Source organism: Bradyrhizobium prioriisuperbiae (assembly GCF_032397745.1).
Classification (GTDB): Bacteria; Pseudomonadota; Alphaproteobacteria; order Rhizobiales; family Xanthobacteraceae; genus Bradyrhizobium_A; species Bradyrhizobium_A prioriisuperbiae.
The window spans coordinates 5,314,785-5,339,671 of the sequence record NZ_CP135921.1; the positions used below are offsets into that span (position 1 = coordinate 5,314,785).

17 protein-coding genes are annotated in these 24,887 nt (G+C 59.6%); 14 read left to right on the forward strand and 3 right to left on the reverse strand.

Annotated elements, in window-relative coordinates; all coding sequences use genetic code 11:
* Positions 1–12: 12 nt before the first annotated feature.
* Complete coding sequence (locus RS897_RS25100; RefSeq protein ID WP_315831412.1) at positions 13–3,183, forward strand: glycosyltransferase; 3,171 nt, start codon at positions 13–15, stop codon at positions 3,181–3,183.
* A gap of 9 nt (positions 3,184–3,192) precedes the next feature.
* Here RS897_RS25100 and RS897_RS25105 read toward each other — a convergent pair whose 3' ends face one another.
* Positions 3,193–4,674, reverse strand: coding sequence for a glycosyltransferase family 4 protein (locus RS897_RS25105; protein ID WP_315831413.1), 1,482 nt, complete (start codon positions 4,672–4,674; stop codon positions 3,193–3,195).
* A gap of 13 nt (positions 4,675–4,687) precedes the next feature.
* On the opposite strand from RS897_RS25105, the gene RS897_RS25110 reads away from it, so the two are divergent.
* Both RS897_RS25110 and lptF read left to right on the forward strand, forming a co-directional pair.
* A complete protein-coding gene (locus RS897_RS25110) occupies positions 4,688–5,869 on the forward strand; it encodes a glycosyltransferase family 4 protein (RefSeq protein WP_315831414.1) in 1,182 nt (393 codons plus the stop codon).
* A 54-nt stretch (positions 5,870–5,923) separates the two neighbouring features.
* Positions 5,924–7,087 (forward strand): LPS export ABC transporter permease LptF, encoded by a 1,164-nt coding sequence (gene lptF, locus RS897_RS25115; protein WP_315838740.1) that lies wholly within the window; start codon positions 5,924–5,926, stop codon positions 7,085–7,087.
* 73 nt (positions 7,088–7,160) lie between these two features.
* Here the strand turns inward: lptF and RS897_RS25120 are convergent, their stop codons facing one another.
* Complete coding sequence (locus RS897_RS25120; RefSeq protein ID WP_315831415.1) at positions 7,161–8,720, reverse strand: ArnT family glycosyltransferase; 1,560 nt, start codon at positions 8,718–8,720, stop codon at positions 7,161–7,163.
* A gap of 17 nt (positions 8,721–8,737) precedes the next feature.
* Positions 8,738–10,240 (reverse strand): glycosyltransferase family 39 protein, encoded by a 1,503-nt coding sequence (locus tag RS897_RS25125; RefSeq protein WP_315831416.1) that lies wholly within the window; start codon positions 10,238–10,240, stop codon positions 8,738–8,740.
* Between the two features lie 468 nt (positions 10,241–10,708).
* Here RS897_RS25125 and RS897_RS25130 point away from each other — a divergent pair, with 468 nt between their 5' ends.
* The 11 genes from RS897_RS25130 (at position 10,709) to RS897_RS25180 (ending at position 24,881) form a co-directional block, all read left to right on the forward strand.
* Entirely contained in the window at positions 10,709–12,244 is a 1,536-nt protein-coding gene (locus RS897_RS25130) for a glycosyltransferase family 39 protein (protein WP_315831417.1), read from the forward strand.
* Between the two features lie 152 nt (positions 12,245–12,396).
* Positions 12,397–13,050: a winged helix-turn-helix transcriptional regulator gene (locus tag RS897_RS25135; protein WP_315831418.1), complete on the forward strand. Its 654-nt coding sequence runs from the start codon at positions 12,397–12,399 to the stop codon at positions 13,048–13,050.
* On the forward strand, positions 13,047–13,556 hold the full coding sequence (gene nusG, locus RS897_RS25140; RefSeq protein WP_315831419.1) for a transcription termination/antitermination protein NusG: 510 nt from the start codon (positions 13,047–13,049) through the stop codon (positions 13,554–13,556). The genes RS897_RS25135 and nusG overlap by 4 nt, the downstream gene beginning before the upstream one ends.
* 189 nt (positions 13,557–13,745) lie before the next feature.
* Entirely contained in the window at positions 13,746–14,729 is a 984-nt protein-coding gene (galE, locus tag RS897_RS25145) for a UDP-glucose 4-epimerase GalE (protein WP_315831420.1), read from the forward strand.
* A gap of 22 nt (positions 14,730–14,751) precedes the next feature.
* Complete coding sequence (locus RS897_RS25150; protein WP_315831421.1) at positions 14,752–16,821, forward strand: acyltransferase family protein; 2,070 nt, start codon at positions 14,752–14,754, stop codon at positions 16,819–16,821.
* A gap of 139 nt (positions 16,822–16,960) precedes the next feature.
* Positions 16,961–17,794 (forward strand): ABC transporter permease, encoded by an 834-nt coding sequence (locus RS897_RS25155; RefSeq protein ID WP_315831422.1) that lies wholly within the window; start codon positions 16,961–16,963, stop codon positions 17,792–17,794.
* A 96-nt stretch (positions 17,795–17,890) separates the two neighbouring features.
* On the forward strand, positions 17,891–19,207 hold the full coding sequence (locus tag RS897_RS25160; RefSeq protein ID WP_315831423.1) for an ABC transporter ATP-binding protein: 1,317 nt from the start codon (positions 17,891–17,893) through the stop codon (positions 19,205–19,207).
* Between the two features lie 235 nt (positions 19,208–19,442).
* Positions 19,443–21,518 carry a glycosyltransferase gene (locus RS897_RS25165; protein ID WP_315831424.1) on the forward strand — a complete coding sequence of 692 codons (2,076 nt, stop codon included), beginning with the start codon at positions 19,443–19,445 and terminating at the stop codon, positions 21,516–21,518.
* Between the two features lie 97 nt (positions 21,519–21,615).
* Entirely contained in the window at positions 21,616–22,608 is a 993-nt protein-coding gene (locus tag RS897_RS25170) for a glycosyltransferase family 2 protein (RefSeq protein ID WP_315831425.1), read from the forward strand.
* Between the two features lie 770 nt (positions 22,609–23,378).
* Positions 23,379–23,900 carry a glycosyltransferase gene (locus tag RS897_RS42330; RefSeq protein ID WP_407654566.1) on the forward strand — a complete coding sequence of 174 codons (522 nt, stop codon included), beginning with the start codon at positions 23,379–23,381 and terminating at the stop codon, positions 23,898–23,900.
* Between the two features lie 42 nt (positions 23,901–23,942).
* Positions 23,943–24,881, forward strand: a complete 939-nt coding sequence (locus RS897_RS25180; protein ID WP_315831426.1) for an NAD-dependent epimerase/dehydratase family protein — start codon at positions 23,943–23,945, stop codon at positions 24,879–24,881.
* The last annotated feature ends 6 nt before the right edge of the window (positions 24,882–24,887 follow it).

Here is a 24,887-nt window from a genome sequence, read left to right on the forward strand (position 1 = left end):
AGGGAAAATCCAGTGAAGATCGGGATGCTTACGGAAAGGATGAAGCTCGGCTTTGGCGTCGATCTTGTCGTTCACGAGCAAGCATCCAGACTGGCGAAACTTGGTCATCAGGTTTCGGTGTTCGTCATTAGCGCAGATGAGCGGACTCATGCTGCGAACTATGACCTGGTGACGATATCCAAGATCGTTGACGTGCATGATTACTCGTCGGAATTGTCGATCAACAAGATACTCGACGAACTGCACGCCAGGAAGATCGATCTGTGGATCTTGCACACTCCACCTTTTTACGACTGGCTTTCCTACCTGCGCGCTCCAGCGATTATTGTGGAATACGGAACGCCGCCGGGATCATTCTTCGATGCGGACACGGCCCGGCACCTGGAGCGGATGACGGATCATCGTTTCACCAACATCTACAGTGAACTGGGCTGGTCAGATGCGATCGTCTCGATATCCAGATCCATTCATGAGTGGCTTCCGGCTCGAGCGAAACTGTTCTCATCGGTCGTCTACCTCGGCGGAGATCACTACGAGCGGGCATCCAGCGAGCAGGTGGGTGCTTTTCGGCGCTCGATAGGGGTTGCAGACGACGAGTGTCTGATCCTCTGGGTTGGACGGATGCAGTTCGCTGATGACGAACAACCCTACAAGAATTTTGCCGAACTCCTCTCCCTTATCCCAAAAATAAGGCGGCGATGCCGCGGCGTGAAGATTGCTCTTCTCGGCAAGATCGCCAAAGAAGAACTCAGCAAGCTTGATTCCTACGAGGTAATCTTGTTGGCCGGCCATCCCAGGGAGGAGATGGGGGTTGCCTATGCGGCTGCGGATATCCTGATCAATCTTTCCAGATGGGAGGGTTTCAATCTCGCTTTGGTCGAGGCGCAATACCAAGGCACCCCCGTCGTCGCCTATGATATCGGACCCCACCCGGAGGTTGTTGCTAACGAGAAAACCGGGATGCTGGTGCAAACACCGGATGATATGCTGGCAGCCATTGATAGTTTGGTCGGCGATCGGGAGTTAAGAGAAACACTTTCGAGGAACGCGAGAAGCTTCGCGGACGGATTTACGTGGGACGCCAATGTCGCCAAGCTGGCAGCATTGATCGCCGATTGTCATGGCCGCAGCTTTGCGGCGTCGTCGGCCTTCGAACGGAAGCCGAAAACAGACCTCGCAGTGGCCGAATTCCTTGCCGCCAAGCAATTTTCTCTCGACCAACTTCTTGCGCTGGACGGAGAGAAATTCATCCGAGCGGCCTATCAGGCTGTGCTCGGCCGGGATGCTGATGCTGGCGGCCTGCAACTCTGGTTGGGGCGGCGCCGCAGCGGGGAGAGCAAGCTTTCGATTTTGACCTCCTTGTGCCTTTCGTCGGAGGGAAAACAGCTCGTGCCTCATCCCAGCATAACGCAGGCCGTTCGTTTCTATCGATTTTCGGGCGGACGGCATCTTAACCTCATGTTGCGCTTTTTCGGCCTGACAAGAAGCCTCAATGACGTGCGGTTGCAACTGCGTCGTTTAGCTGGGCAGCAGGATGCCGTTGGGGCCGGGCTGAGAAAGGTGATAGCGGTTCGTCGAAAGCTGCTTGGAATTCTGCCTGCCCGCCGTCCAGCGCTCCAGCCGCCACAGGATGCGTCCGACATCCGACAGCAACTGCAACGGCTGGAGGAGCGGCAAGATGTCCTCGCTACGGACCTGGCCCAGCGTCTGGCAGATAAAGGGGCGCCCGAGCCTGCATCGGTTCGCGAGTGGTTTTTGAATCAGCGTTTGCTTCTGGACGCGTGTCCGCTGACGGTGAGGAAAGGGGCGGTCTGGCAGTCCCGCATCGGTCCCCGCCATGTCGCGCTCGTTGCTCCAGGGGCCAGCTTGGAGCCCTCCGCTCTGTCGTGTCTTGCTAAGGCCGTGGAGAGGTCGCAGGCTGATATCGTGTTCGGAGATGAAGTCGAGGAAGTGACCGCTGCAGACGATCTGCGTTTGCGGGCTCGTGGTTTATTCTCGCATGACGCGTTTATGCAATTTCCCGATCTGGGAGGGGTCATAGCGGTGCACGACGCCATACTCGCGCAGGCGTCGTGCCCTGAGACCGTTGCCCTGACAGGATCCGTACTGCTGCGACTAGTCGCTCGGGCTCATAGCATCAGCCATATTCCATCGGTTTTGAATAGACGGTCCAGCGCGGCGATCGGCGCTAACCTGCCCAGCGCTGCAGATGTTGGCGTCTATCTCGGAAAAATATGCAGAGGGCCAGTCCTGCACGCTTGTGATCGCCATGGCTTCGATGTTCGATATCCAGCCAATTCGCCGTGGAAGGCAGCAATTATTGTTACTTCATACGGCGGGGTGCCGTCGCTGGCGCGTCGCATTGAGGCTATCGAGGCAAGCACGGAAGCCGACAGATATAAGTTGATCATCGTGAATGGCGATGCGGAATTGTCAACCCAGATCGACAGTCTGAACCCTCGATATCAGGTGCTGCATTTCCCTCGCGACACAAGTGCATGTGTCATGTTCAATGCGGCCGCCCGCCAAGCTCCGCAGGATTGCAATCTTTTCACCGTACTGAACGGCGATGTGATGCCAGCCTTGCCGGACTGGTTGCCGCGTCTCGCCGAAGCCTGCTTGCGCAATGAGGTTGGTGCTGTTGCGCCGCTGTCGATATATCCCGACGGCCGCGTGAGCCATGCCGGCATGGTTGTGGGTCTGATGGGTATATGTGGGCACGTGTCTCGCTTCACGCCGTACCGCCAGGACGACGGGAGCGTCAATCCGGGCTATCTGCAGTGGTTGGTCGGTGTGCGGGAGGTGTCTGCGGTCTCGTCCGCCTGCATAATGATCTGCAGGAGAGTCTTTCTTGAATTGGGCGGTTTTGATGAAAACCTGTCCAATGATGCCAGCGATATCGATCTCAGCTTTCGGCTCCGTGCTGTTGGGCTACGTGTTTTGTTGGACGCTCGGGCTGTTGTGCGCCGGCACGATCCGATCCCACGGCATTTCCGGCCTGCCGACACGGCAAGTGCCGGCCTTCTCGCGCAGAAACATGCGGCGGTCCTGGCTGAGGAGGATCCCTTCTTTAATCCCCTGCTTTCATCTGGATGCCACGAACCTACTCCTGCCCTGCAATACAGGACTGTTTTAGATGTCGAGCCTCGCACGGTGTCGCTGGCGCCCTGGGAGCTCCGCTGATGCGGCGGATCATACCTCCTTGTAGATTTCTGTCAGGTCGTCAATGTGCTTGTCCCATGAAAACATCTTGCTGCGCCTCAGTCCTGAGGCTCGCAATCCATTGGCATGAGCCGGATTATTGAGGACACGCTCAAGAGCTTCGGCTGCTTGATCCGTCGAGTCGGGGGCGACCAACTCGCCGCTGTCGCCAATAACTTCGGGCATCGATGAGGTGTTGGAACAGATAACCGGGCAAGATGATTTCATGGCCTCTAGGATGGGGATACCGAAGCCCTCGTAGAACGACAGGTACATGAAGCATTCAGCATGGCGATAGAGTGACGGCATATCCGAGAGTTGCACATATCCGGTGAAGACAATTCGATCCCTGTAAGGGTACTCATCAAGGAAGATCTTCAGGCCGTCATTTCGCCAGCCCATGGGACCGGAAAGCACCAGCATGACATCGTCACGGTTGGGATTGCGCTCACAAAAACGTCGATATGATTGCAGAATGCCGACAATATTTTTTCGCGGTTCGATGGTCGAGACGCTCAGGATATAGCGCTTGCCGGTGCCAATCTTATATCGGTCTAAAAATTCGTCGCGTTCGACGATGTTCGGATGCTCGTAGACCGAATCGACGCCGAGGTGCGAAACTTTGACCTTGTCTGCCGAGATCCCGAAATTTTCGACGAGGTCGCGCTTGGTCGACTCCGAGATCGCGACCACGATGTCGAATTTACGGAACGAATTCGCTTTGCGTGCCTCTTTGACGATGTTTGTTCGCTCGTGATAGTCCGGAAAAAGTGTCGTGGTGAGATCGAAGCACGTAATAACGTTTTTCTTAGCGTGCCGCGATGCATAGTTGTACCAGTCGGTACAATGATAGATGTCGCATGATTTTGTTGCTCTGTTGATCATGCGCGGCAGCGGTAAGTCGACAGACAATCCTTTGTCGACGGTTAAGCGCCGGATCTTGTAAATTAATTGATCGAACTCGTTTGTTTCCACGAGTTGGTATCGCAGAGACTTGGCAAAATTCGCAAGCTCAGGATGGGTGAAATTCAAATCCTGAAGAAGGACGGTAATGTCAAAGGAGGGGTCTTTGATCAATCCTGCAATAATATTATAAGCGTAGTTCACGATCCCGGTTCGAGGAAATCGCAGAACAAAACCGTCGATGGTGAGGCTTCTCATAGTCCTTCTTCTTTGCTGGTTAATCTGTTCTTGCTTGCCAACTGGTTGGTCATTGTACGCCTGCCGGTATATAGACGGAGCGAGGGTTCGGCCAGATGCAAAGCGGTTGCTGCGATTTTGCGGAACGCCATTGGTAAGGAGTTCCGGCAAGAGCGTTTCGCATAAATTCGCCGCAAATGGTCTAGCAAGGCATAGCGGTGTGGCGGGCTCCGTGTTAGAGGCTTCGGTCTGCGCGAATTTTGTTTTGACTAGGCCATGCTGATCGATGAGTGCTTTGTCGACGCGACCGACCATAGGGCTGGAATCTGGCATTTTGCGCGGCCCGATGACAGGAATAGCGAACTATACCTTCTGGATCGTGCGTTCTCTCCTGGAGCATGGGCCATCGTTTCGCTATGTGGGTTTTGACAGGCTAGGGTGGCGTGAAGTCAATCTGGCCTCGATGAAAGGGGCGACGAAAGCGCGCGATGAGGACAATGGTCGGCACGTCTCGGCGATCCCGAGTGAGCGCCTGCCCGATCACATCGTGCGTTTGGCAGCTCAGGGAGTGCGACGATTGTCGTACTTCCGGCAGATCGGGGTTCTGTACAGAGCGGTCTATCGCCGCAGCTTCGAGTTTTCGCTTCGCCCGCAGCAGCTCGACCTGTTCCATGCCTTCAATTTTCGCCCCCCTGCGGATCCCGGTGTGCCGGTGTTGCCCGTGGTGTACGATCTGTCGACGTTTCGCCACCCTGAGTTCCATCCGGCAGATCGCGTGGCTTGGCTTGCGCCGCTTAGTAGGATCGTCGCCCGCGCGCCCATGGTGCAGACCATTTCGGAATTCAGCAAGCAGGAGATCATCGGGGTGTTTGGCACCCCAGCCGACCAGATTTTCGTCGCACCGCCGGCCGCAGCTGCACTGTACAGGCCGATCGGGCAAGGCGCGACACAGCGTGACCTCGCTCCGTTTGATCTGAAATATGGTAGTTTCTTCTTGACTGTCGGCACGCTCGAGCCGCGCAAAAACATTCGTACATTGATCGCGGCGTACGCGCGGCTTTCACCCGCCGTGCGGTCGAACTGCCCGTTGGTTGTGGCTGGCGGCAAGGGATGGGGCAGCCTCGATCTTCCAGCGCAGGCAGAGTCGCTGCGCGCCGATGCTACGTTGCGCTTTCTGGAAGGGGTAAACAACCCACAGCTCCGCAGCCTCTATGAGGGCGCACGACTGATGCTGATGCCATCGCTTTACGAGGGGTTCGGCATGCCGGTGGTCGAAGCGCTGGCTTGCGGGACGGCAGTGGCACATAGTGCGGATACATCGATGGATGAAATCTCGGGCGGATTCGGCCAACGGGTGGCTGCCCTGGATGTCGACGGCTGGAGCGATGCCCTGCGCGAGGCGATCGCTGGTTGCGATCATGACGATCCAGCGCTGCGCGTTGCCAGGGTCGCGCAGGCGCGGCAATTCGACTGGGACCGCAGCGCCGGCCTTGTTCTCGCCGCGTATCGTCAATTGATTCCCGGCTGAGGCATCAATACAGTAGCCATCTCGGTCGTTGGCCGGAAAGGACGTCTTTTGCGGATCAGCTCGATCGACGGCTATGTCGTCAAGATGACCTTGATGTCGTTCCTGATCGTCCTGATCTCGCTCACCGGCGTGATCTGGATCACGCAGGCACTGCGTAATATCGACCTGATGACCGGCCAGGGGCAGACCATCCTGGTGTTCTTAGGGATCTCGGGCCTGATCATTCCGCTGCTCGTCTCCATCATCGCCCCGATCGCGCTGCTGGTGGCGGTCATGTATGCGCTGAACCGGCTGGCGACCGATTCCGAGATCATCGTGATCAGTGCGGCGGGGATGCCCCCGGTGCGGTTCCTGCGGCCGTTTCTGCAGGCGACCGTGATCGTCTGCGTCCTGGTGGCGACCATTACGCTCTACGTTGCGCCCGAATGTTTGCGCATGCTGCGGCGATGGAACGCCCAGCTCGGCGCCGACGTGCTCGCGAACGTGATCCAGCCCGGGCAATTCATCAAGCTGGGGCAGCTGACCCTGCGCATCCAGGAGCGGCGGCCGGGCGGCGTGCTGGTCGGATTGTTCATCGACGACAAGCGCGACCCCGCGCAGCGGGTCAACATCGTCGCGGACACCGGCACGGTGATCAAGAATGAGCGTGGCTCCTTCATCATTCTGCAGGATGGCAATCTGCAGCGGTTCGAGGCCGGCAAGCGCGATCCCGCGCTGGTCGCCTTCAAAAGCTATGCATTCGACATGTCGCAGTTTGCGGGCGCGGCACAGAACGTCACCTACAACGTCACCGAGCGGCTGACGCCCGATCTGTTTTCGCCGCCGCCGGACGATCCGCTCTACGTCAAATCCCCCGGCGAATTCCGTGCGGAGTTTCACAATCGCATTTTCGCGCCGCTCTATCCGGTGATCTTCGCGCTGATGGCGTTTGCGTTTCTGGGCATGCCGCGCACGACGCGGCAAAGCCGGAATTTTGCGATATCGAGTCTCTTGGTGGGAATTCTGGTGGTGCGGGTCGCGGGCTTTGCCTGCTCGACGATCGCGGTGAAGACGCCCGCTGCCATCCTGGTCCAGTACGGGATGCTGATGGTCGTTGGCAGCCTTTGCGTCTGGAGCATTCTGCGCAGTGTCATGATCGAGGCGCCTGCGGGCCTGATCGAGGCGATTAACAATCTCAGCCGGCGGCTGGTGCCGGCACGGATGCGCGGGTCTGCTTGAAAACAATTCAGAGATTCCGCGATGTCTTCAGGTGGATACGATGGCGTGCGGGCGTGGCGCAAGCAGTTGCTTGTCACCAGCGGCATTCCGGCAAGATCCCGACCTCGCCGCGGTTTTGGCTGAGCTTGTAGGCAAAGAAGCCGCGGCGGCCGGTCGTGCCCACCGGCGTCGTGAACTGTCCAAGGTATTCGACGCTCCCATAGAACGGCTGCACGCGATCCCGGTCCGGACAGGATGTCACGAACAGGATTGGCTCCGTCGCTTGTGGCGTCAGCGGGTGGACGACGTCGAATTGCGGGCTGTCGCTCGTTCCCCATGACAGGATGTTTTGCGGCCTGCCGCGCCAGTAGTAGCGCAGCGCTGCGATATCGCCGCGATAATCGTTGGCGATAGTCGGCGTACCGGTTTCTTCGGCGAGTTGCCCGACGCGCTCCGCGTACGCGCGCCATCCCAGGGTGCGATTGTAGGGATTGGGGGTCTTCAGGAAGGGAAGCGCAATGCGTGTCGCCATGCTGTCCATCGCGAGCAGGGCGGTCTGCAGCACGATGCCAAGAGCGAGGCTTCCATAGAGCAATCCGCGACGGCCGATGCGCAGCAGCAGCGCCGCTGTCAGGATCAGCCCTGAGGTCGCCGAGACCGACGCCCAATTCGGATAGGCGTGGACGCCGATGGCGATGAGGGTGATGAGCACGACCGGCACGATGAAGAACGCGATCATCAGTCGATCCTGGGTAATCAGCTCGCGCGAGCGCCATTTCACGGTCGCGAAGATCATCACGCCGAAGACGATGGGGCCGAATACGCCGAACTGCGCGCCGAAAAATTCGAGCATGCGCCCGATGCTTGGGCGAAATTCCTCGCCGAGCACCAAGTCTCCGGTGTGTCGGAACGTCATGAACGAATTGCCAATGTTCCAGATGATGTTGGGCAACACCACGATCGTGCCGACCAGCAGGCCGGCCCAGACATGGGGCTCCCTGAAGATCTCCCGGGCGCGGCGGTTGGCGAGGGCGGCGAGCAGCATGCCGGGTATGAAATAGATCATGGCGTATTTCGACAGCAGGCCGAGTCCGATCGACAGGCCGAGCACCACCGCCCAGCGCTTGCGTGGCGCGACCAGGAGGTAGGCATAGGCGAGTAGCGCCATTGTCCAGAAGAACAGCAGCGGCACGTCTGTTGAAATAATACGCGACGAAAATGTGATGCCGGTGGTCAGCGCCGTGAGCAGGCTGGCCCAGAACCCGGTGCGCTCGTCATAGAGCACGCGCGCGGTGAAATAGACGGCGAGGCTGGTCGCACAATGGAACAGCGGCGCCGGCGCGCGGATGCACCATTCCGCGTCGCCGCAGACCTGCCGGGTTGCCGCCAGCAGCCAGGCCAGCAATGGCGGCTTGGAATAATAGCCGAACGCCAGGTCTTGGCCCCACATCCAGTACTGCGCTTCGTCGTAGAACAGGTCGACGACGGAGAACCTCAGCCCGACGAGGCGTGTGATCGTGAGGCCGACGAGAAGGACCGCCAGCAGCGCCAACGACGAGAAGGGGGCCGGACCAGCCTCGCGCCGCGATGCAATCGAGGCGTTCGGCTGTCTGTCGTGCAATTGGTCGTCGGCTGATGGTGCGGTCGATGCCATATGGTCTTTTTCGACAGTCAGGATGACGGCTTGCAGCCCTGCGGCGGAACGAAGCGGTAGAGGTAGGTGTAGCTCTTGGCTTTGTAGGTGCGCCGCAGCGGCAGTGTGAGGCTTTTCTGGTCGGACATCCCTGCCGCGTCAGGCAGGACCCGTGCCATGCGCTCGACGATCTCCGGAACCGTGTCGATCACGATGGCGCCGCGAGCCCGCAACGCGGATGCGTCGAACCATGGCGCGCCGGCGATATCCCGGTAGTTCAGCGCCGTCACGTTTGGCCCGGTTTCGATGCCGACCCCATAGGCCGCCTGCCGGCCCCCCAGCACGTAGGCCGGCCCGCAGGCGTAGGTCCTGGTCCAGTCGGCGAGGATCGCATGGGCGGCGGCGGGCGTCGGCTCCTGCAGGCCACTGTGGCTTGCGAACACCGTGTACAGCACCATGATGACAAGCCCGGCCGTGAGATATGTCGCGTCGATCGTCGTGGTCACCTGCCGTTCGAACCATGCGCGGCAGCCCTCCTTCCATGCGATCAGGGGGGCGAGCGCGGGCACCGCCATCATGGCGTAGGGTGCATCGAATCGCCAGACATAGTTGAGCCCGGCGATCAGCACCAGCAACAGCAGCATGATCTGCATGGTTGCGTTCATCACCAGCAGAAAGCGATATTCGTCGGACCAGGCGGTAAGCTCGCCGCGCCGCAGGGCGAGAACGCCCTTCCAGAGTCCGGCGAGGACGATCGCGACACCCGGCGCAAAACAGATGAGATAGCCGAGTGCGTATTCGTACAGCCTGTTGATCTTGTCGCCAGAGGTGCTTGCGAGATCGAAGTGTTCGACGCCCCATGCGACAGCGCCGCGATTGCGGATTGCAGCGAAGGCATGAGGGGCGACCAGCATCAGGCCGACGATGCCGGCCAGATAGAAGCCCGGCCGCTTCAAGACGGTCCGGAATGCGGGAACGGCGAGCATGGCCACGCCCAAGCCGACGAACAGCACGGCAGCATTGTATTTGGTGAGCACGCCGACGGCAGACCAGATGCCGAACGCAATCCAGTGACCGAGGCGATCGGTACGGCCGGCACAAAGGCAATGGAATACGATCGCTGGCCATGACGTCAGCTGCAGGATATCGGCGTTGAGCGCGAACGAGAGCGGTGCGAATACAGTGTACAGTGAGGTGCCGAACAGCACCGTGAACAGCGCAGCGTTGCCCGGTGCCGTCACCATCAGCAGTATTGCATAGAGGTAGGCCAGCCCCACCGTCAGCAGGAGCTGACCCGCCAGGATCATCGCGGCGGCCGATGGGCCGGCCAGCCAGTCCACCGCGCCGCCGATCCAGCTCATCATCGGTGGGTGCGCCGGTGTGACCGGCGGAAAATGCCGCCCCCAGGCGATCAACTCGCGGACGTCGTACAGCGGTGTGGGGAAGACGGTGATAGCCAGCGCCACCGGGAGCACCAGCGCCAGGGCGAGGCTCGCAAGGGCCTTCGACGGGAATGCCGTTGCGGCAGGTTCAATCGACATCAAACAAGCTTTCGCAGCGCGCGGCTGCCATCCGCTACAAAAAAAGAGCAGGAGACGAGAAGGGCGATCCTGCAATCAGGACATGCGCGAACAATCATGGTCGAGCATTCGACAGCACACGGAAAATCGCCGTCATCGGGATATGCTCCGGCTGAAAATAGCTTGTCCACAGGACACAATAAAGGGCTCTGTCGTGCCCGTCCCGTGGGCTTGGCGGATGGTCGCGATTGACCGCACGGTGGCGTAGCGGCTAGTCTTTCCCCATTGTTGATTGATTGGCATGGTTCGCAGCGGCGCGTGGTGGAGCGCAGTCTGGGTGCGATGACCGGGTTGTCCGGTCGCATTTCGGTGGGCTAGTCCGCGGCAGGCCGTGCGCGATCCCTTAGATTGGACGTTTCAAGCGATGATTGCCGCGAGGGAACGGGCCGGGCGTCGCGCCACTCGTGTTTGCCGATGACGGCCTCATCCATGATGCGGCCTGTCGTTTCCGTCCCGGCCGGGTCCTGGCGGCGGCCTTTCGATGCGTGGCTTGACGGTATCGAGGACGGCTGGGCGATTCCCGCGCTCCTCTCGGTGTTCGTCGCCTTGTGGATGGCGATCCTCCAACTGGCCTATCTGAGCGGTGACCTGCATCCGGACGTGATCGAGGCCTGGACCCTTGGTCAATCGCCGGCCTGGGGCGGCATCAAGCATCCTCCCTTGATGGGCTGGATTGCCCGCGCCTGGACCACGGTCTTTCCGGTAGCGGATTGGTCGTTCCATCTGCTGGCGATGACCAACGCGGCGATCGGGCTCTGGGCAATCGATCTGATCGTGCGCCGGTTCGTGCGTGGCGACACGCGCGGGCTGATCGTGCTGCTCTTGTTGCTGTTGCCAGTCTATCAGTTCCAGGCCCAGCGCTTCAATGCCAACGCCATGCTGCTGGCGCTCTGGCCGTTGACGATCTATTGCTTTCTCCGCTCGTTCGAGATGCGGCAGTTCCGCTGGGCGCTGGCAGCCGGTATTGCCGGCGCGCTTGCCATGCTGGGAAAATATTATTCGGTATTCCTGATTTTAGGATTTGTAATCGGGGCCGTCTGCCATCCGCAGCGGCGGGCCTATTTTGCGTCCATGGCGCCGTGGATTTCAGCGATTGCCGGCGTCGCGCTGCTCGCCCCGCATGCGCATTGGCATGCCATATCGGGAATCAGTCCATTCGACTATGCGCTCGCGGCGCACGGTGGCCAGGCGATGTGGGCTTCCGTGAAATCCGCCGGAGGTTTTTGGCTGGGGGTTGCGGCAACGCTGGCGCTGCCGCTTCTGGTTTGGGCAGCACTTGCGAGGTCGAAGCGTGAAGCCTACATGGCGGACCTGCGGAAGCTGGATCCGGGATTGCTGTTGCTGCTGTCGATCGCGGTTGCAACCATTATCGTGCCTCCCTTGGTCACGATCATGCTGAAAAGCTCGATTACGTCGACATGGGCCGCGCAGGGGCTGTTTCTGTTTGTCGTGGTGGCCGTCTGTGCGGCGAAGTTTTCCGTCGACCGGATCGACATCGACAGGCTGGCGGCCGTCATTCTGCTCGCAACCTGCGTCGCGCTCGTTTGCGCGCCCATTCACGCGTTCTACCGCAACACTCATCCGTTCAAGGAGGGCCGCAATTATTACAAGCTGGCCTCGCATGAGTTGATGCGGCAATGGCGCAAGGTTTCGACAACCCCGCTTGCAGCCGCCAGCGGCGACAAGCTCGCCATGGCGCTGAGCTTCTACAGTCCCGATCATCCCCTGTTCGTCGTCCCGTACGACGCCAAATACGAGTGGCAAGTTCCAGCGCAGGAGGTCCTTCGCAAGGGCTGGGCCACCATCTGTCTTCCGGACGAGGCGACCTGCCTGGTCTGGTCGAAGATGGTTGCGGGTCTTGCCGCCGGCGCGGTGCTCATGGACTTTGACGTCCAGCCGAGGCTGTGGGGCCGACCGGGGGTGTCCACGCGGATTTCGGCCGTGATGGTGCCGCCGCAGCGGTGAGGGTACCCGGCACTTCCTAGCGTCACCGCGTGGGCTGGGCCTCAAAAATGGTGCCATGACAATATGTTACAATTGTTCATGGCCTGAACGCCGCCCTTGACGTTCACGAGTTGAACACGCTATGACCGGCGCCGGACCTCAAGGGACTGACGATGGAACGTCTGCTGGAAACCGAGCATGAGAACGAGCATATCGTTCTCGGCCTGCTGAATTCCGTCGAACATGACGGCGAGCGGTCGCAGCGCCATATCGCGGCCGAGCTTGGCATCGCGCTCGGTCTTGTCAACGCTTACCTCAAGCGCTGCATCAAGAAGGGCCTGGTCAAGGTCCACGATGCCCCGGCGCGCCGGTATGCTTACTACCTGACCCCGCAAGGCTTTGCGGAAAAATCCCGGCTCACGGTGCAGTACCTGTCGGATTCGTTCTCGTTCTTCCGCCTCGCCAAGAGCGATTGCGCGCGGGTGTTCGACGCGGCCAAGACGCGGGGCTTCAGCCGCCTGGTGCTGGCCGGCCAATCCGATCTCACCGAAATCGCCATTCTCTGCGCGGTCGAGGCGGCGGTGACGATCGTGGCCGTGGTCGATCCGCGCGGCGAGGGGGCGCGATTCATGGGCGTCGACCTTCGCAACTCCTACGCCGAGGTGACGGCGCCGTTCGATGCCGTGGTGGTGACCGACGTCAGCCGTGCGAGCCAGTCCTACGATTCAGCAGTTGCGGTCTGCGGGCCCGAGCGGGTGCTGGCACCGGAGCTGCTGCGGTTGCGCGTGCCGGCCAATGCGGGAACGGCGACGGGGAGCGCGGCATGAGCGAGAGCGCGCGCTGGTATGTGGTGCAGACGCAGGTCAATGGTGAGGCCAGGGCCGCGCAGAATCTGATCCGCCAGGGCTTCGAGATTTACCTGCCACGCTATCTGAAGCGCCGGCGGCATGCCCGCAAGGTGGATGTCACCGCCAAGCCGCTGTTTCCGCGCTACCTGTTCGTGGCCATCGACGTGGCGACGCAGCGCTGGCGCGCCGTCCAGTCGACCTTCGGCGTCTCGCACCTCGTCAGCAGCGGCGACGATCCGGCGAGCGTGCCTGAAGGCGTGGTGCGCGCGCTGAAGTCGCGCGAGGACACCAGGGGCTTCATCCAGGTGGATACGAAGCCGGCTTTCGCGCCGGGCGACAAGGTGCGGGTGTTGGCCGGGGCGTTCATGGACAATGCCGGCCTGTTCAACGGCCTGGCCGACCACGACCGGGTTGCAATCTTGCTCGACATGCTCGGCCGCAAGGTCCGCGTGCTGCTCGACGCAGATATGGTCGCCGCCGCGTAAGCGGCTTCATCGCGCGCCACGATGTGTGGCGCGCTTCGTCTCCGCTCCGACCAGGGAGCAAGCCGTGTGACGAGCAAGTCACCCGGACTGCGGTAGCATGGAAAAAGTTCGAAGCGTCATGAACTCTGTTGCTCGGTGCGCCTCCGGCAAAGGACGTCGCCTTGTCGCGTTGATAGCAGGAAATCCGAAATGACTGTCCTGGTCACCGGCGGCGCCGGTTATATCGGCAGCCACGTGGTGCATGATCTGATCGACCGTGGCGAGCGTGTGGTTGTGCTTGACAATCTTGCGACCGGATTTCGCATCGCAGTGCCCGCCGAAGCGCCGCTCGTCGTTGGTGATGTCGGTGATGGCGCGCTCGTCGCCGACTTGATTGCCGAGCACGGCGTCAGCGCGGTGATGCATTTCGCGGCGTCCACGGTGGTGTCGGAATCCGTTGCCGATCCCGCTGCATATTACCGCAACAACACGATGGGTTCGCTGGCGCTGTTCGAGGCCGCAGTACGGGGCGGGGTGAAGCATGTCGTGTTCTCCTCCACTGCTGCGGTCTACGGTAATCCGGTGCAACAGCCGGTTGGCGAAGACGTGCGACCCGCGCCGTTGTCCCCCTATGGCACGTCGAAGCTGATGACCGAGACGATGCTGCGCGAAATCGCCGCCGCCGCCGGGCTCTCCTATGTGGTTCTGCGTTATTTCAACGTCGCAGGTGCTGATCCGAAGGGCCGCATCGGGCAGTCGAGCAGAATGGCGACACATCTCGTCAAGGCTGCGGTGCAGGCGGCGCTCGGATTGCGTGATCATCTCGATATGTTCGGCACCGATTATCCCACGCCGGATGGCACCTGCGTGCGCGACTATATCCATGTCAGCGATCTGTCAGCGGCCCATCTTGCGGCGCTCACGTATTTGCGCGGCGGCCGCGAGAGCGTGACCCTGAATTGCGGCTATGGCCGCGGCTATTCGGTTCGCGAGGTGATTGCGGCGGTGAAGCGCGTGTCCGGGGTGGACTTCCACGTCGCCGAGCGGCCGCGTCGACCGGGCGATCCTGCCGCTATCGTTGCCGACGCGCGCGCGATGCAGCGCGAATTGTCCTGGACTGCGGCCCATGATGACATCGACACCATCGTCTCCCATGCGCTGGCATGGGAGCGGCAGTTAATGATGCAGGCATGACAATGCCCATTCGGTGTCAAGCGTGCTGCTCGCGACCAACGACGGCCGGAACATGTTTGTTGTTCCGAAACGCCTGAAAATGACAAGCCTTGTAGATACGGCTCGCGATTCAACAGAGGCGCGGAATGGAATGCGCGTGCTTCCATCGGGCCCATACAATTCGGCGATGGCAAAGCACAATTTTCATCCAAACTATCGGCCCGACATCGACGGGCTGCGGGCGTTGGCCGTGCTCGCTGTCGTCGTATTCCACGCTTTCCCCGGTAAGTTGCGTGGTGGCTTTGTTGGCGTTGACGTATTTTTCGTGATTTCCGGTTTCTTGATCTCGACCATCATTTTCAAGAGCCTGGAACGCGGGAATTTCAGTTTTCTGGAATTCTACGTGCATCGGGTTCGTAGAATTTTCCCGGCGCTTCTCGTTGTTCTGGCGGCGATGTGTGTTTTGGGCTGGCTATTCTTGCTGCCTGAAGAATACGAAATGCTGGGCAGGCACGTGGCGGCGGCTGCCGGCTTCGTTGAGAATTTTGTTTTGTGGAAGGAAGCCGGCTACTTCAATCCGGTGTCGGAACTGAAGCCGCTTACGCACCTGTGGTCGCTTGCGGTTGAAGAGCAGTTTTATCTTGCCTATCCGCTTTTGATCTGGATCGGCTGGCGATCGCGCTTCGGTATCCTGCCCGTTGTGAGCGCGCTCACTGCATTGTCGTTTTGTTTGAACATCGTCGAAATCGGCAGAGATCCTGTCGCGACGTTCTTTCTTCCCCACACTCGGCTATGGGAGCTGCTGTCTGGATCAATACTGGCCTACATCACCGCTTCTCGATCTGTCTCCGCTCGACCGACGATGGATGGTGCGATGTCTGTCGTGGGAGGATTGCTGCTCGTCGTATCTGCGATAGTTATCGATCAAGACGACCGTTTTCCGGGCTGGCTCGCCCTGCTGCCGGTTGTTGGGGCGGTCTTGATCATTCGGGCTGGACCGGATGCCTGGCTCAACCGAAATATCCTGGCTCACCGCCTGATGATCTTTGTCGGCGTGATCAGTTATCCCCTTTACCTCTGGCACTGGCCTCTGCTTTCGTTCGCGCGCATCGTGTATGGAGAAACGCCTTCTCCCCTGATCAGGATCATTCTGGTCTCGATCAGCTTTCTGCTCGCCTGGCTGACTTACAGCCTTATCGAGAGGCAGTTTCGTTTCGGTCGAAGCGCGATGTTGAAGGCCGCATTGCTCACGGGGCTGATGGTGGCTGTGGGGGCTTGCGGCCTGAGCCTGTGGCGATTCGACAACCGGGAGACGACGGCGAATCTCACTTCGGATTTTGATCATCGAAGGTTCTTCGGTTATATCAGCACGCACTTCGACGAGTGCGGCCCGCAAAAACTTCGCGAAGCAGCCGTTCGCTTTGAGGGAGTGAGACGTTGTGCTCAAACCAGAGCGGCGGAGAGGCGGACAGTCGCTATCGTCGGCGATAGTCACGCGGAGCATCTTTTCATAGGCGTTGCCGAAGAACTCGGCGCCTCGCAGAACGTCGTCTACTATCAATATCCTTGCGAGCCGTTCTTTGCCCAAAATGAAGATGCGCAATGCGGAGCGATGACGGAAGCGATTGAATATGTTGCGTCGAATCCGCTCATTCGCACCGTCGTCATTGCGGGCTATTGGGTCGGCCGATTTCAGCTCAAAGGGAAAACTGACGCGGAATCGGCGGCGTTCTTCGAGCAGGGACTGGAGTCGACGTTCAAGAAGCTCTCGAACAAGGAAGTCTATATCGCGCTCGACGTGCCGAGTTTTCCATTTGATTCCAGAGGGTGCGTTTCGCGTCCAAATCCTCTCGGTTTGCATCGTTCGGAGCGTTGCGAGATGCCGCGAGCCGGCCATGAAGAAGCGACAAAGATGTACCGTACTGCTTTGAAGCGGGTTGCCGGCAGGTTCCCCTCGGTGAGGGTTCTGGATCTTGCCAAGTATCTTTGCAACGACCAAACTTGCTCCATGCGCAGAGGCGGCCTGCTGATGTACCGAGATGGAAGCCATCTTTCGGTCGAGGGATCAAAGTATGTCGGTGCGGAAATAGCGCGGGCCATCACGGAGCCCTGACGTAATCCGTACATTGCGATCCTTACATTGCGTCTCCCGCAAACAGGGGGCGTCGATGATCTCAGTTTCTCCCGTCCAATCGTTTCGTTGTCGCCGCATGACCTCGTCGGGCGGCTGATTCCTCGTCGTCAAGGTGAATATGACTACAAAAATAGCTATCCGAATTATCAAGCCGCACTCCGAACGCAGCTTTGCTGCGGATGTTGCGAGCATCTGGGCGAACCGTGATCTGTTGCTGGTGCTTGCGCGCCGCGAGATCTCGATTCGTTATCGGCAGACCATAGTCGGACTGCTTTGGGTGGTCCTGCAGCCGCTGGTGACCACCGCGATCTTCACGACGGTGTTCGTTGTATTCGTGCGCATTCCCACCCAGGGAGAATCTTATCCGCTGTTTGCCTTTGCGGGTCTTGCGGTCTGGCAATATTTCAATCGTATCGTGATCGACGGCGGCAACAGCCTCGTCACCAATGCCGCGCTGATCACGAAAGTGTCGTTTCCACGGCTGATCATTCCGATGGTGTCGCCGCTGGCAGCTGCGGTGGATTGCATGATCGCGCTCCTCGCGCTGGTCGTGACGACTCTCTTGATGGGTGCACATGTAAGCTGGACGGTGGTATTCGCGCCCGTGGTGGTTTTCGCGGTTGCGTTGTTCGGCTATGCCATCGCGCTCTGGCTTGCCCCATTGAATGCTGTTTACCGCGATGTGGGAATTACTCTGCCGTTTGTCATGCAGGTTGCGATGTACATGAGTCCGATCGTCTATCCGTCGTCTCTGGTGCCCGAAAAGATTCGCTGGCTGTTCTCGCTAAATCCGATCGCAGTGATGGTAGATGCGATGCGCTGGGTGGTGCTCGGCACCAATGCGCCATCGCCGGCCGGACTTGCGGCCTTTGGTGTCATCACCGCGCTGTTGTTCTGGAGCGGCACGAGAGTGTTTCGACGCATGGAGGGCACTCTTGTCGACCAGATCTGATTTCGTGATATCCCGTATGATCGATGCCATTGCTCGCCCGCACGGTTTTCGGCGTCGCCTGGAGTCGACGGTGAGGGTGGCGCAGGGGCTGCGACGATGACGACGGCGATCGAGGTTCGAGGTCTCAGCAAGAAATACTTGCGTGGGGTCCATCGTGGTCAAAGGCAATTGCTGTCGCAGGTCATGACGCAGTGGGGCCGGCGCCTGATCGGCCGGCAAGCCGACATCGGGCACGTGCAACGCGCCGTCGAGCCGTTCTGGGCGCTCAGCGACGTGTCGTTTACCATCGAGCAAGGGCAGGTGGTCGGCATCATCGGACGCAATGGATCGGGGAAGAGTACACTGCTCAAGATCATTGCCCAGATCACTTCGCCGACGGCGGGTGAGATTCGTCTGAACGGTCGCACTGGTACGCTGCTGGAAGTGGGCACCGGCTTTCACCCCGAATTGACCGGCCGCGAGAATGTATTTCTCAATGGCGCTATACTCGGCATGGGTCGTGCGGAGATTTCTCGCAAATTCGACGAGATCGTCGATTTTTCCGGTGTCGAAGCGTTCATCGATACGCCGGTGAAGCGCTATTCGAGCGGCATGCAAACCCGGCTTGCATTTTCGGTCGCGGCACATCTGGAGCCGGAAATCCTGATCGTCGACGAGGTGCTTGCCGTCGGCGACGCTGAGTTTCAGAAAAAGTGCCTCGGAAAGATGAACGAGGTTTCCAAGGTTGGCCGAACCGTATTGTTCGTCTCGCACAACATGAGCGCAGTCGATCAGCTGTGCAATCGCATCATCTGGCTCGAGGCCGGAAAGGTCGTCGAAGATTCGACTGATACTTACGGGGTGTCGAGCCGATATCTGTTCGGCGGAAAGGACGGCTCCGTCAAAGGCGAGATTCGCGCACCTGAGGCGCCGGTTCTGGATACGGAATTCTTCACATTCCGCTCGTTTCGCGTACGTGACGCCGACGGCAAGACGATTACCGGTCCGGTTCCCGCAAACATCGATGTTTATGTCGATGTGGGTCTGCATATGAAGAAGCTGCACCGTGCATTGTCGATAGGCTACGCGATTTCCAATGAAGCGGGTGAGACGGTTTATTGGACGATCATGACCGACGCGAACGACGATATGGTTGCGGACATGCATGTCGGCGATCTGACGCTGACGACGAAGATACCGCCTCGATTTCTCAATCAAGGCTACTACAGGTTGGACTTCATGGCGGGCATTCACTATATCGGCTGGCTTGCCGAACCCGGCAAGACCGATCTTGCCGTATTTCTTCAGGTTGAGGGCGGTATGAGTGACTCCGCGTTCTGGCGTCACCATCGCCCCGGAATCGTTGCTCCCGTATTGCCCTGGAGCGTGGAGAAGGACGTCGAGCGTGCGGCGACAGGGGCGGTTGCCGGTTGATTATGTCAGTCGGGGCGCCGCGCTGCTTTTTGCTTTCATGCCGCCCGGACAGCCGCCAGGAGTTTTCACGGGCCTGAATCCGATGGCGCGTGCGTAGTGCGGGCATCAGTCCAGCGCGACCCGTCATCGACGTCGGCGTCGTGCCCGATGGTGTCTAAAGCGTGTCGGCTGGTGATGCATGGAGTGGTCTTCAGTATGATTTTTGCAATTGCCAGACAGGCAAGAGGAGCAGCGGATGAGTGACGGTTCGGCGGCGATCGAGTTTTTTCGCCGCGTCAAACGCGTTGGTGCGCGCGTTTTTCGAAGGTTCGTCGTGGAGCCGTTGGGGCGTCGTGCGAATGTTGTGGAGACGTTCCCGCTGTCGACGCAAGGCGGGCGCGCTCCAAACTCCGATGCCATCTTTACCGTCCTGATTCCAACCCTGGACCGCGCGGTCACTCTTGCTCATACGATCAGGACCTGTCTTTCCCAGGACGATCAGAACCTGCGTGTGATCGTAAGCGACAATGCCTCCAGCGATAATACCGCCGAGGTTGTTGCGTTGTTCTCGGACGCGCGCTTGTCCTATGTCAATCCGGGCCGGCGCCTGGGGATGTCGGAGCATTGGGAGTTTGCCATCTCTCATGTGGGTGACGGGTACCTCACCGTACTGGGAGATGATGATGGGCTTCTGCCCAATGCGGTGCTCTCGGCGCGCCTGCTGATTGCAAGATACAATACCAAAGCGCTGACCTGGCAGAAGATCGAATATCACTGGCCCGATCATATCATTGCAGAGTTTCGCGATTGGCTGCAGGTTCCGCTCTCGACTGATGTCGTGAAAACGAAAACGCGGGATGCGGTGAAGGATGTCATCGGTTTCCGGGCGTCCTACTCCAGATTGCCCTGCATCTACAATTCGTTCATTTCCACGGACTTGATCCGGGCTTACCGTACAAAAAACGATTCTGTGTTTTTCAGCGGTCTGGCTCCCGACGTATATTCGGCGTTCGCCATCGCGTCTCAGATCGAGGAATTCATTTTTTGTCAGAGGCCTCTGTCGATCAATGGTGCCAGCAGCAAGAGCAATGGTACCATTCAGACCGTCGGGGATCGGGAAGACCAGCTCGCGAAGAGCTTTTGGAAGGACACGAAATTCACGTTCGAGCCGGGGATTCCCGAATCCCATGTCGTTGAATTCTTCATCGTCGATGCCTTCCTGAAGGTCCGGAGAACGACCGGCTGCTTCAGCTCCGATATCGTAGATAATGAAATGCTGATCCGCTCGGTCGTCGGCTCGACATTCGGCGGATATATTCCAGTGGGTCGACGCGAAGAGCGTCTCGGAGCCTTGAAGACCTACGCCGACTCCGTCGGGCTAAGAACGCTGTTCGATGATGTTTGTGATCGCGGGTCTCGAGCCGCGGCTACGGCAGGGTTGCCGAAGCCGGGATACCATCATCCGCATTCGATCGTGTTCGACGCTTCGATGTTGGGGGTGAGAGATGTCCATGCGGCGACGCTACGCGCCGCCGAGGTTCTGGACTTGATGGTCGGGGAAGACGATCTCTTCAAACGTCTCCTGAAAACGCGCCGCCCTGATCTTGCGGTGGCTCTTTTTGCCCGGGCGAAGGCAGGGGTGCTGCGTCTTCATCTGGGATGCGGGGGCGTCTACCTTGACGGATATGTCAACGTCGATTTCCCTCAATCGGAACACAACGTCATGACGGTCAAGCCGGATGTGTTTTGTGATCTCACGGAGATAGACCTTCCCGAGCAATCCGTTGAGGAAGTCCGCCTGCATCATGTCTTTGAGCACCTCAATCGTGCGGTGGCGCTCGCATCCGTGATCAAATGGCATCGCTGGCTTCGCGTCGGAGGAAAGTTGCATGTCGAGACGCCTGATTTCGAGGCGTCGGTGCGAGACTTTCTCAACGCGGACGATATCCGGACGAAGATGCGCGCTATCCGGCATCTCGAAGGCGACCAGGCCGACGGATGGGCCTATCATGTCGGGCAATGGTTTCCCGAGCGTTTCGAACGCACGTTCAAGCAGTTTGGCTTCGACCAGACGGAAATTCGCCGGGAGGACTCCGGGCATACTCCGCCATTGCGAAATGTCGTCGCCATTGGAACCAAAACAGTCTCCAGGTCTGCAAGGGAGCAGTATGAGGCTGGCTGCGAGTTGTTGAGAGATACCATGGTGGCCGACGAGGAAGCTCCGACGTGGGAGGTTTGGAAGAAGCAACTCGCTGGTGTTCTCGGGGCCGAGGCGGTGCCGGTCCCAACTCGTTTCCACCCGCAATCACATGATGAGCCGCTGAAGTCATGACGGGTGCTGTTTGGAGGGGCGGCTCAGGCCCCCGTCGATACGAGACGCTCCGGCCTGTTGGGACTCTCGTCCGTGGCCGCTGCCGGCAGTGCCTCCCATGAGCCCGGTGCCCGACGTCAGCGTCGTGTTGTCAGTTCGCAACGGCGGAGCGGATCTGCCGAAAGCTGTTGCGACCATTCTGGAGCAGACCTTCGCCAACTTCGAGTTGATTGCCATCGACAATGGGTCGGTGGACCAGACCGCGCAGTTTCTGGACGACATCACCGATCCACGCCTCCGTGTTTACCACCAGGCGGACGCCGGACTGGCCAGCGCGCTGAACCGCGGCATTTCGCTGGCGCGGGGCCGTTATGTTGCCCGTCAGGATCATGACGATTGGGCGGACCGAACCAGGCTGGAGAAACAGGTCCGGTTCCTGGATCGGCATCCGGAGCATGGGCTGGTCGGCACCCGTGCGGAGATCTGGATCGGCGATCACCCCACCGGGCGATTTCACGATCATCCAAGCGAAAACGGAGTGTTGCGCTTCGAGCTGCTGTTCAACAATCCGTTCGTGCACAGTTCGGTGATGATGCGGAGGACCGCGCTCGACCAGGTGGGAGTCTACACCACCGATCCCGCGCGGCAGCCACCGGAAGATTATGAACTGTGGTCGCGCATCGCGCGACGGTTTCGCGTCGCCAATTTGCCCGAACGCCTGACGATCTATCGTGAAGTTCCGACCAGCATGTCGCGTGCTGGAGCCCATCCGTTCAGGGCGCGCGTGATACGTATTTCGGCCGAAAATCTGGCCATAGCAACCGGGCGCTCGGCTCCTGAGCAGGTGCATGTCGACGTCGCCACGTTGATGCAGGGGGTACCTGAAGAGTTGTCGCAAGCCGCCGATATCGGGCAGATGTGCGAAGTCGTGACGGAAGCCGCCTCGAAGGTTTTCGAGGGGCAATTCGCGCGCGAGGATGCCGAACTGGTCGAGATGCGGCTCGAACTGTTGCGCCGGCGGTTCAGATTTCGGAGCCCTGCTTATCGGGTCGCGCGAGCGGCCGCTCGCCGGGTTTGGGGCGGCATGCGCCGGCTCAGGCTGTTCAATTGACGAGGCCGAACATGCGCATTCTTTTCTGCTGCGAAAGTTACTGGCCGAGCCGCGGTGGTGTCCAGGAAGTCATACGCCAGATTGCGGAGCGAATGGCAACCGCTGGACATGAGATTGCCGTGGCTGTGCGGCGGCAGGCGGATCGCACCTCGCAAGTGCTTAACGGTGTGCGGATTCACGAGTTCGACGTCAGCGGCAACCTGGTTACCGGAATTCGGGGCGAGGTGGAGCAGTATCGGAATTTCATCAAGAGTTTCGATGGTGATGCTATCCTCATCAAGGCCGCTCAACAGTGGACCTTCGACGCGCTTTGGCCCGTGCTGGACGACATCAAAGTCCGGAAAGTTTTCGTGCCCTGCGGATTCTCCGGCCTGTTCGAGCCCGCCTACACCGGCTATTTCCAGCAAATGCCGGCAATCCTGCGAAAATTCGATCATCTGATTTTTTATGCGGAGCAATATCGCGATATCGATTTTGCCAGGGCTCATGGCATCGATACCTTTTCGATCATTCCCAATGGCGCCAGCGAGATCGACTTCGATCGTGTCACCGCCGGCCGGTTGCGCGCAAAATTCGGCATTCCCGATACGGATTTCTTGTTCCTGACCGTCGGTTCTCCGATCGCGGCAAAGGGCCACAAGGAAGTCGAAGATGCCTTTCTGAGGATGGATCTCGGTGGGCGCGCCGCAACGCTGATCCTCAACGGCACCTCGCCGAGCCGCCGTTTGAGCGATCTGCTGCGCCCGCAGACCCTCGCACGAGGCGTTGCCATGTTGCGCCGTGACGGTTGGCTTGGTGTCCGCGCGCGGCTTTTCCCGGAGCGGGTCACCGTTGCCGCCGCTGCGAACGATACCAAACGCATCCTGCGTCTCGATCTGCCTCGCTCGGACGTGCTTGATGCGTTCATGGAAGCCGATTTGTTTGTTTTCGCCTCCAAGGTCGAATATTCACCGCTGGTACTGTTCGAGGCGGCGGCGGCCGGGACACCGTTCTTGACGGTGCCGGCCGGCAATGCGGCTGAAATTGTACGTTGGACCGGTGGAGGCATCTTGTGTCCCGCCGATGTCGACGCCAGAGGTTATGTGCGTGTTTCGCCCGATCTTCTCGCAGCGGAAATGGAGAAGGCGGTGCGGTCGCCGGACCTGCTGCAGCGATTGGGCGCGGCTGGACACAAGGCCTGGCGCGAGCGGTTTACCTGGCAAGTCATCGCAAAATCCTATGAAAATGTTTTGCGCGGGGAAACAGTCTTCGCGCCGTTCGCGCCAAGTGGCCGGATCGGGCGCAGCAACTGATTATTCGGCAGATTGACCGTTATCGTGAGAGTATTCAGGCACATGGCCAAATCTAGCGTCCTTGTCACCGGTGCCAGCGGGTTCATCGGCAATCACCTCGTCGATCGTCTGCTGGCGGATGATGCGGTCGTGACCGCGCTGGTCCGGCCGGAGAGCTCGCTGCCCGAGCGATGGCGGGGCAGGGTCGACACGATCCAGTGTGATGACTGGAGCGAGCAGGGCCTGCGGCGGACGCTTGCCTCCTTCGCCTGCGACACGGTGTTTCATCTCGCGGCCTATGGAGTGCGGCCGACTCATCGCGATGTCGACAGCATGATCCGGATCAATACCGAATTGCCCGCGACGCTGGTGCGGCTCTGTCAGCTCTGGAATGCCCGGCTGGTGATGTCCGGGACCTTTTCGGAATACATGAAGCCGGCGTCGAACGAACTGCTGATGGAGCTCTCGCCGCTTGAAGCGCATAAGCTCTACGGCTCCTCCAAAGCTGCGGGAGGCCTCATCGCCAGCGCGGTGGCCACGGCGCTCGGCGTCGGCCTGCGCAGCCTTCGGCTGTTCAAGGTTTATGGTGCCGGCGAAGCGTCTCATCGGTTGCTGCCCGCGCTGGTCCATGGATTGAAGCAACGGCAGCGAGTGCCGATCTCGTCGGGCACGCAGATTCTCGATTTTGTCTATATCGATGACGTGATCGAGGCATTGTTGCGGGCGGACGATCATATCCGTGATCATGGTACGGTTGCCACCTGGAACGTTGCCACCGGACAAGGTCATTCGGTTTCCCATTTCGCGCAACTTGTCGCGGATACGATGAACGCAGGCCATGATCTGCTCGGCTTCGGCGAAATTGCCATGCGCAAGGATGACGAGCCCTGGCTGGTCGGCGATCCCGGGTTGATGCAATCGCAGCTCGGCTGGCATCCGGGCATCGATCTGGAGACCGGTGTCGCCGCGTCCGTTGCGGCGATCACCGGCCGCGCTGGTTGATGATAC

What these genes read in the sequence shown, in the direction of transcription:
- RS897_RS25105 (WP_315831413.1), bottom strand. Translation starts at nt 4,674, where the DNA reads ATGCCAGATTCCAGCCCTATGGTCGGTCGCGTCGACAAAGCACTCATC.
- RS897_RS25110 (WP_315831414.1), top strand. Translation starts at nt 4,688, where the DNA reads ATGACAGGAATAGCGAACTATACCTTCTGGATCGTGCGTTCTCTCCTG.
- RS897_RS25120 (WP_315831415.1), bottom strand. Translation starts at nt 8,720, where the DNA reads ATGGCATCGACCGCACCATCAGCCGACGACCAATTGCACGACAGACAG.
- RS897_RS25125 (WP_315831416.1), bottom strand. Translation starts at nt 10,240, where the DNA reads ATGTCGATTGAACCTGCCGCAACGGCATTCCCGTCGAAGGCCCTTGCG.
- RS897_RS25130 (WP_315831417.1), top strand. Translation starts at nt 10,709, where the DNA reads ATGATGCGGCCTGTCGTTTCCGTCCCGGCCGGGTCCTGGCGGCGGCCT.
- RS897_RS25135 (WP_315831418.1), top strand. Translation starts at nt 12,397, where the DNA reads ATGGAACGTCTGCTGGAAACCGAGCATGAGAACGAGCATATCGTTCTC.
- nusG (WP_315831419.1), top strand. Translation starts at nt 13,047, where the DNA reads ATGAGCGAGAGCGCGCGCTGGTATGTGGTGCAGACGCAGGTCAATGGT.
- galE (WP_315831420.1), top strand. Translation starts at nt 13,746, where the DNA reads ATGACTGTCCTGGTCACCGGCGGCGCCGGTTATATCGGCAGCCACGTG.
- RS897_RS25155 (WP_315831422.1), top strand. Translation starts at nt 16,961, where the DNA reads ATGACTACAAAAATAGCTATCCGAATTATCAAGCCGCACTCCGAACGC.
- RS897_RS25160 (WP_315831423.1), top strand. Translation starts at nt 17,891, where the DNA reads ATGACGACGGCGATCGAGGTTCGAGGTCTCAGCAAGAAATACTTGCGT.
- RS897_RS25165 (WP_315831424.1), top strand. Translation starts at nt 19,443, where the DNA reads ATGAGTGACGGTTCGGCGGCGATCGAGTTTTTTCGCCGCGTCAAACGC.
- RS897_RS25170 (WP_315831425.1), top strand. Translation starts at nt 21,616, where the DNA reads ATGAGCCCGGTGCCCGACGTCAGCGTCGTGTTGTCAGTTCGCAACGGC.
- RS897_RS42330 (WP_407654566.1), top strand. Translation starts at nt 23,379, where the DNA reads ATGTTGCGCCGTGACGGTTGGCTTGGTGTCCGCGCGCGGCTTTTCCCG.
- RS897_RS25180 (WP_315831426.1), top strand. Translation starts at nt 23,943, where the DNA reads ATGGCCAAATCTAGCGTCCTTGTCACCGGTGCCAGCGGGTTCATCGGC.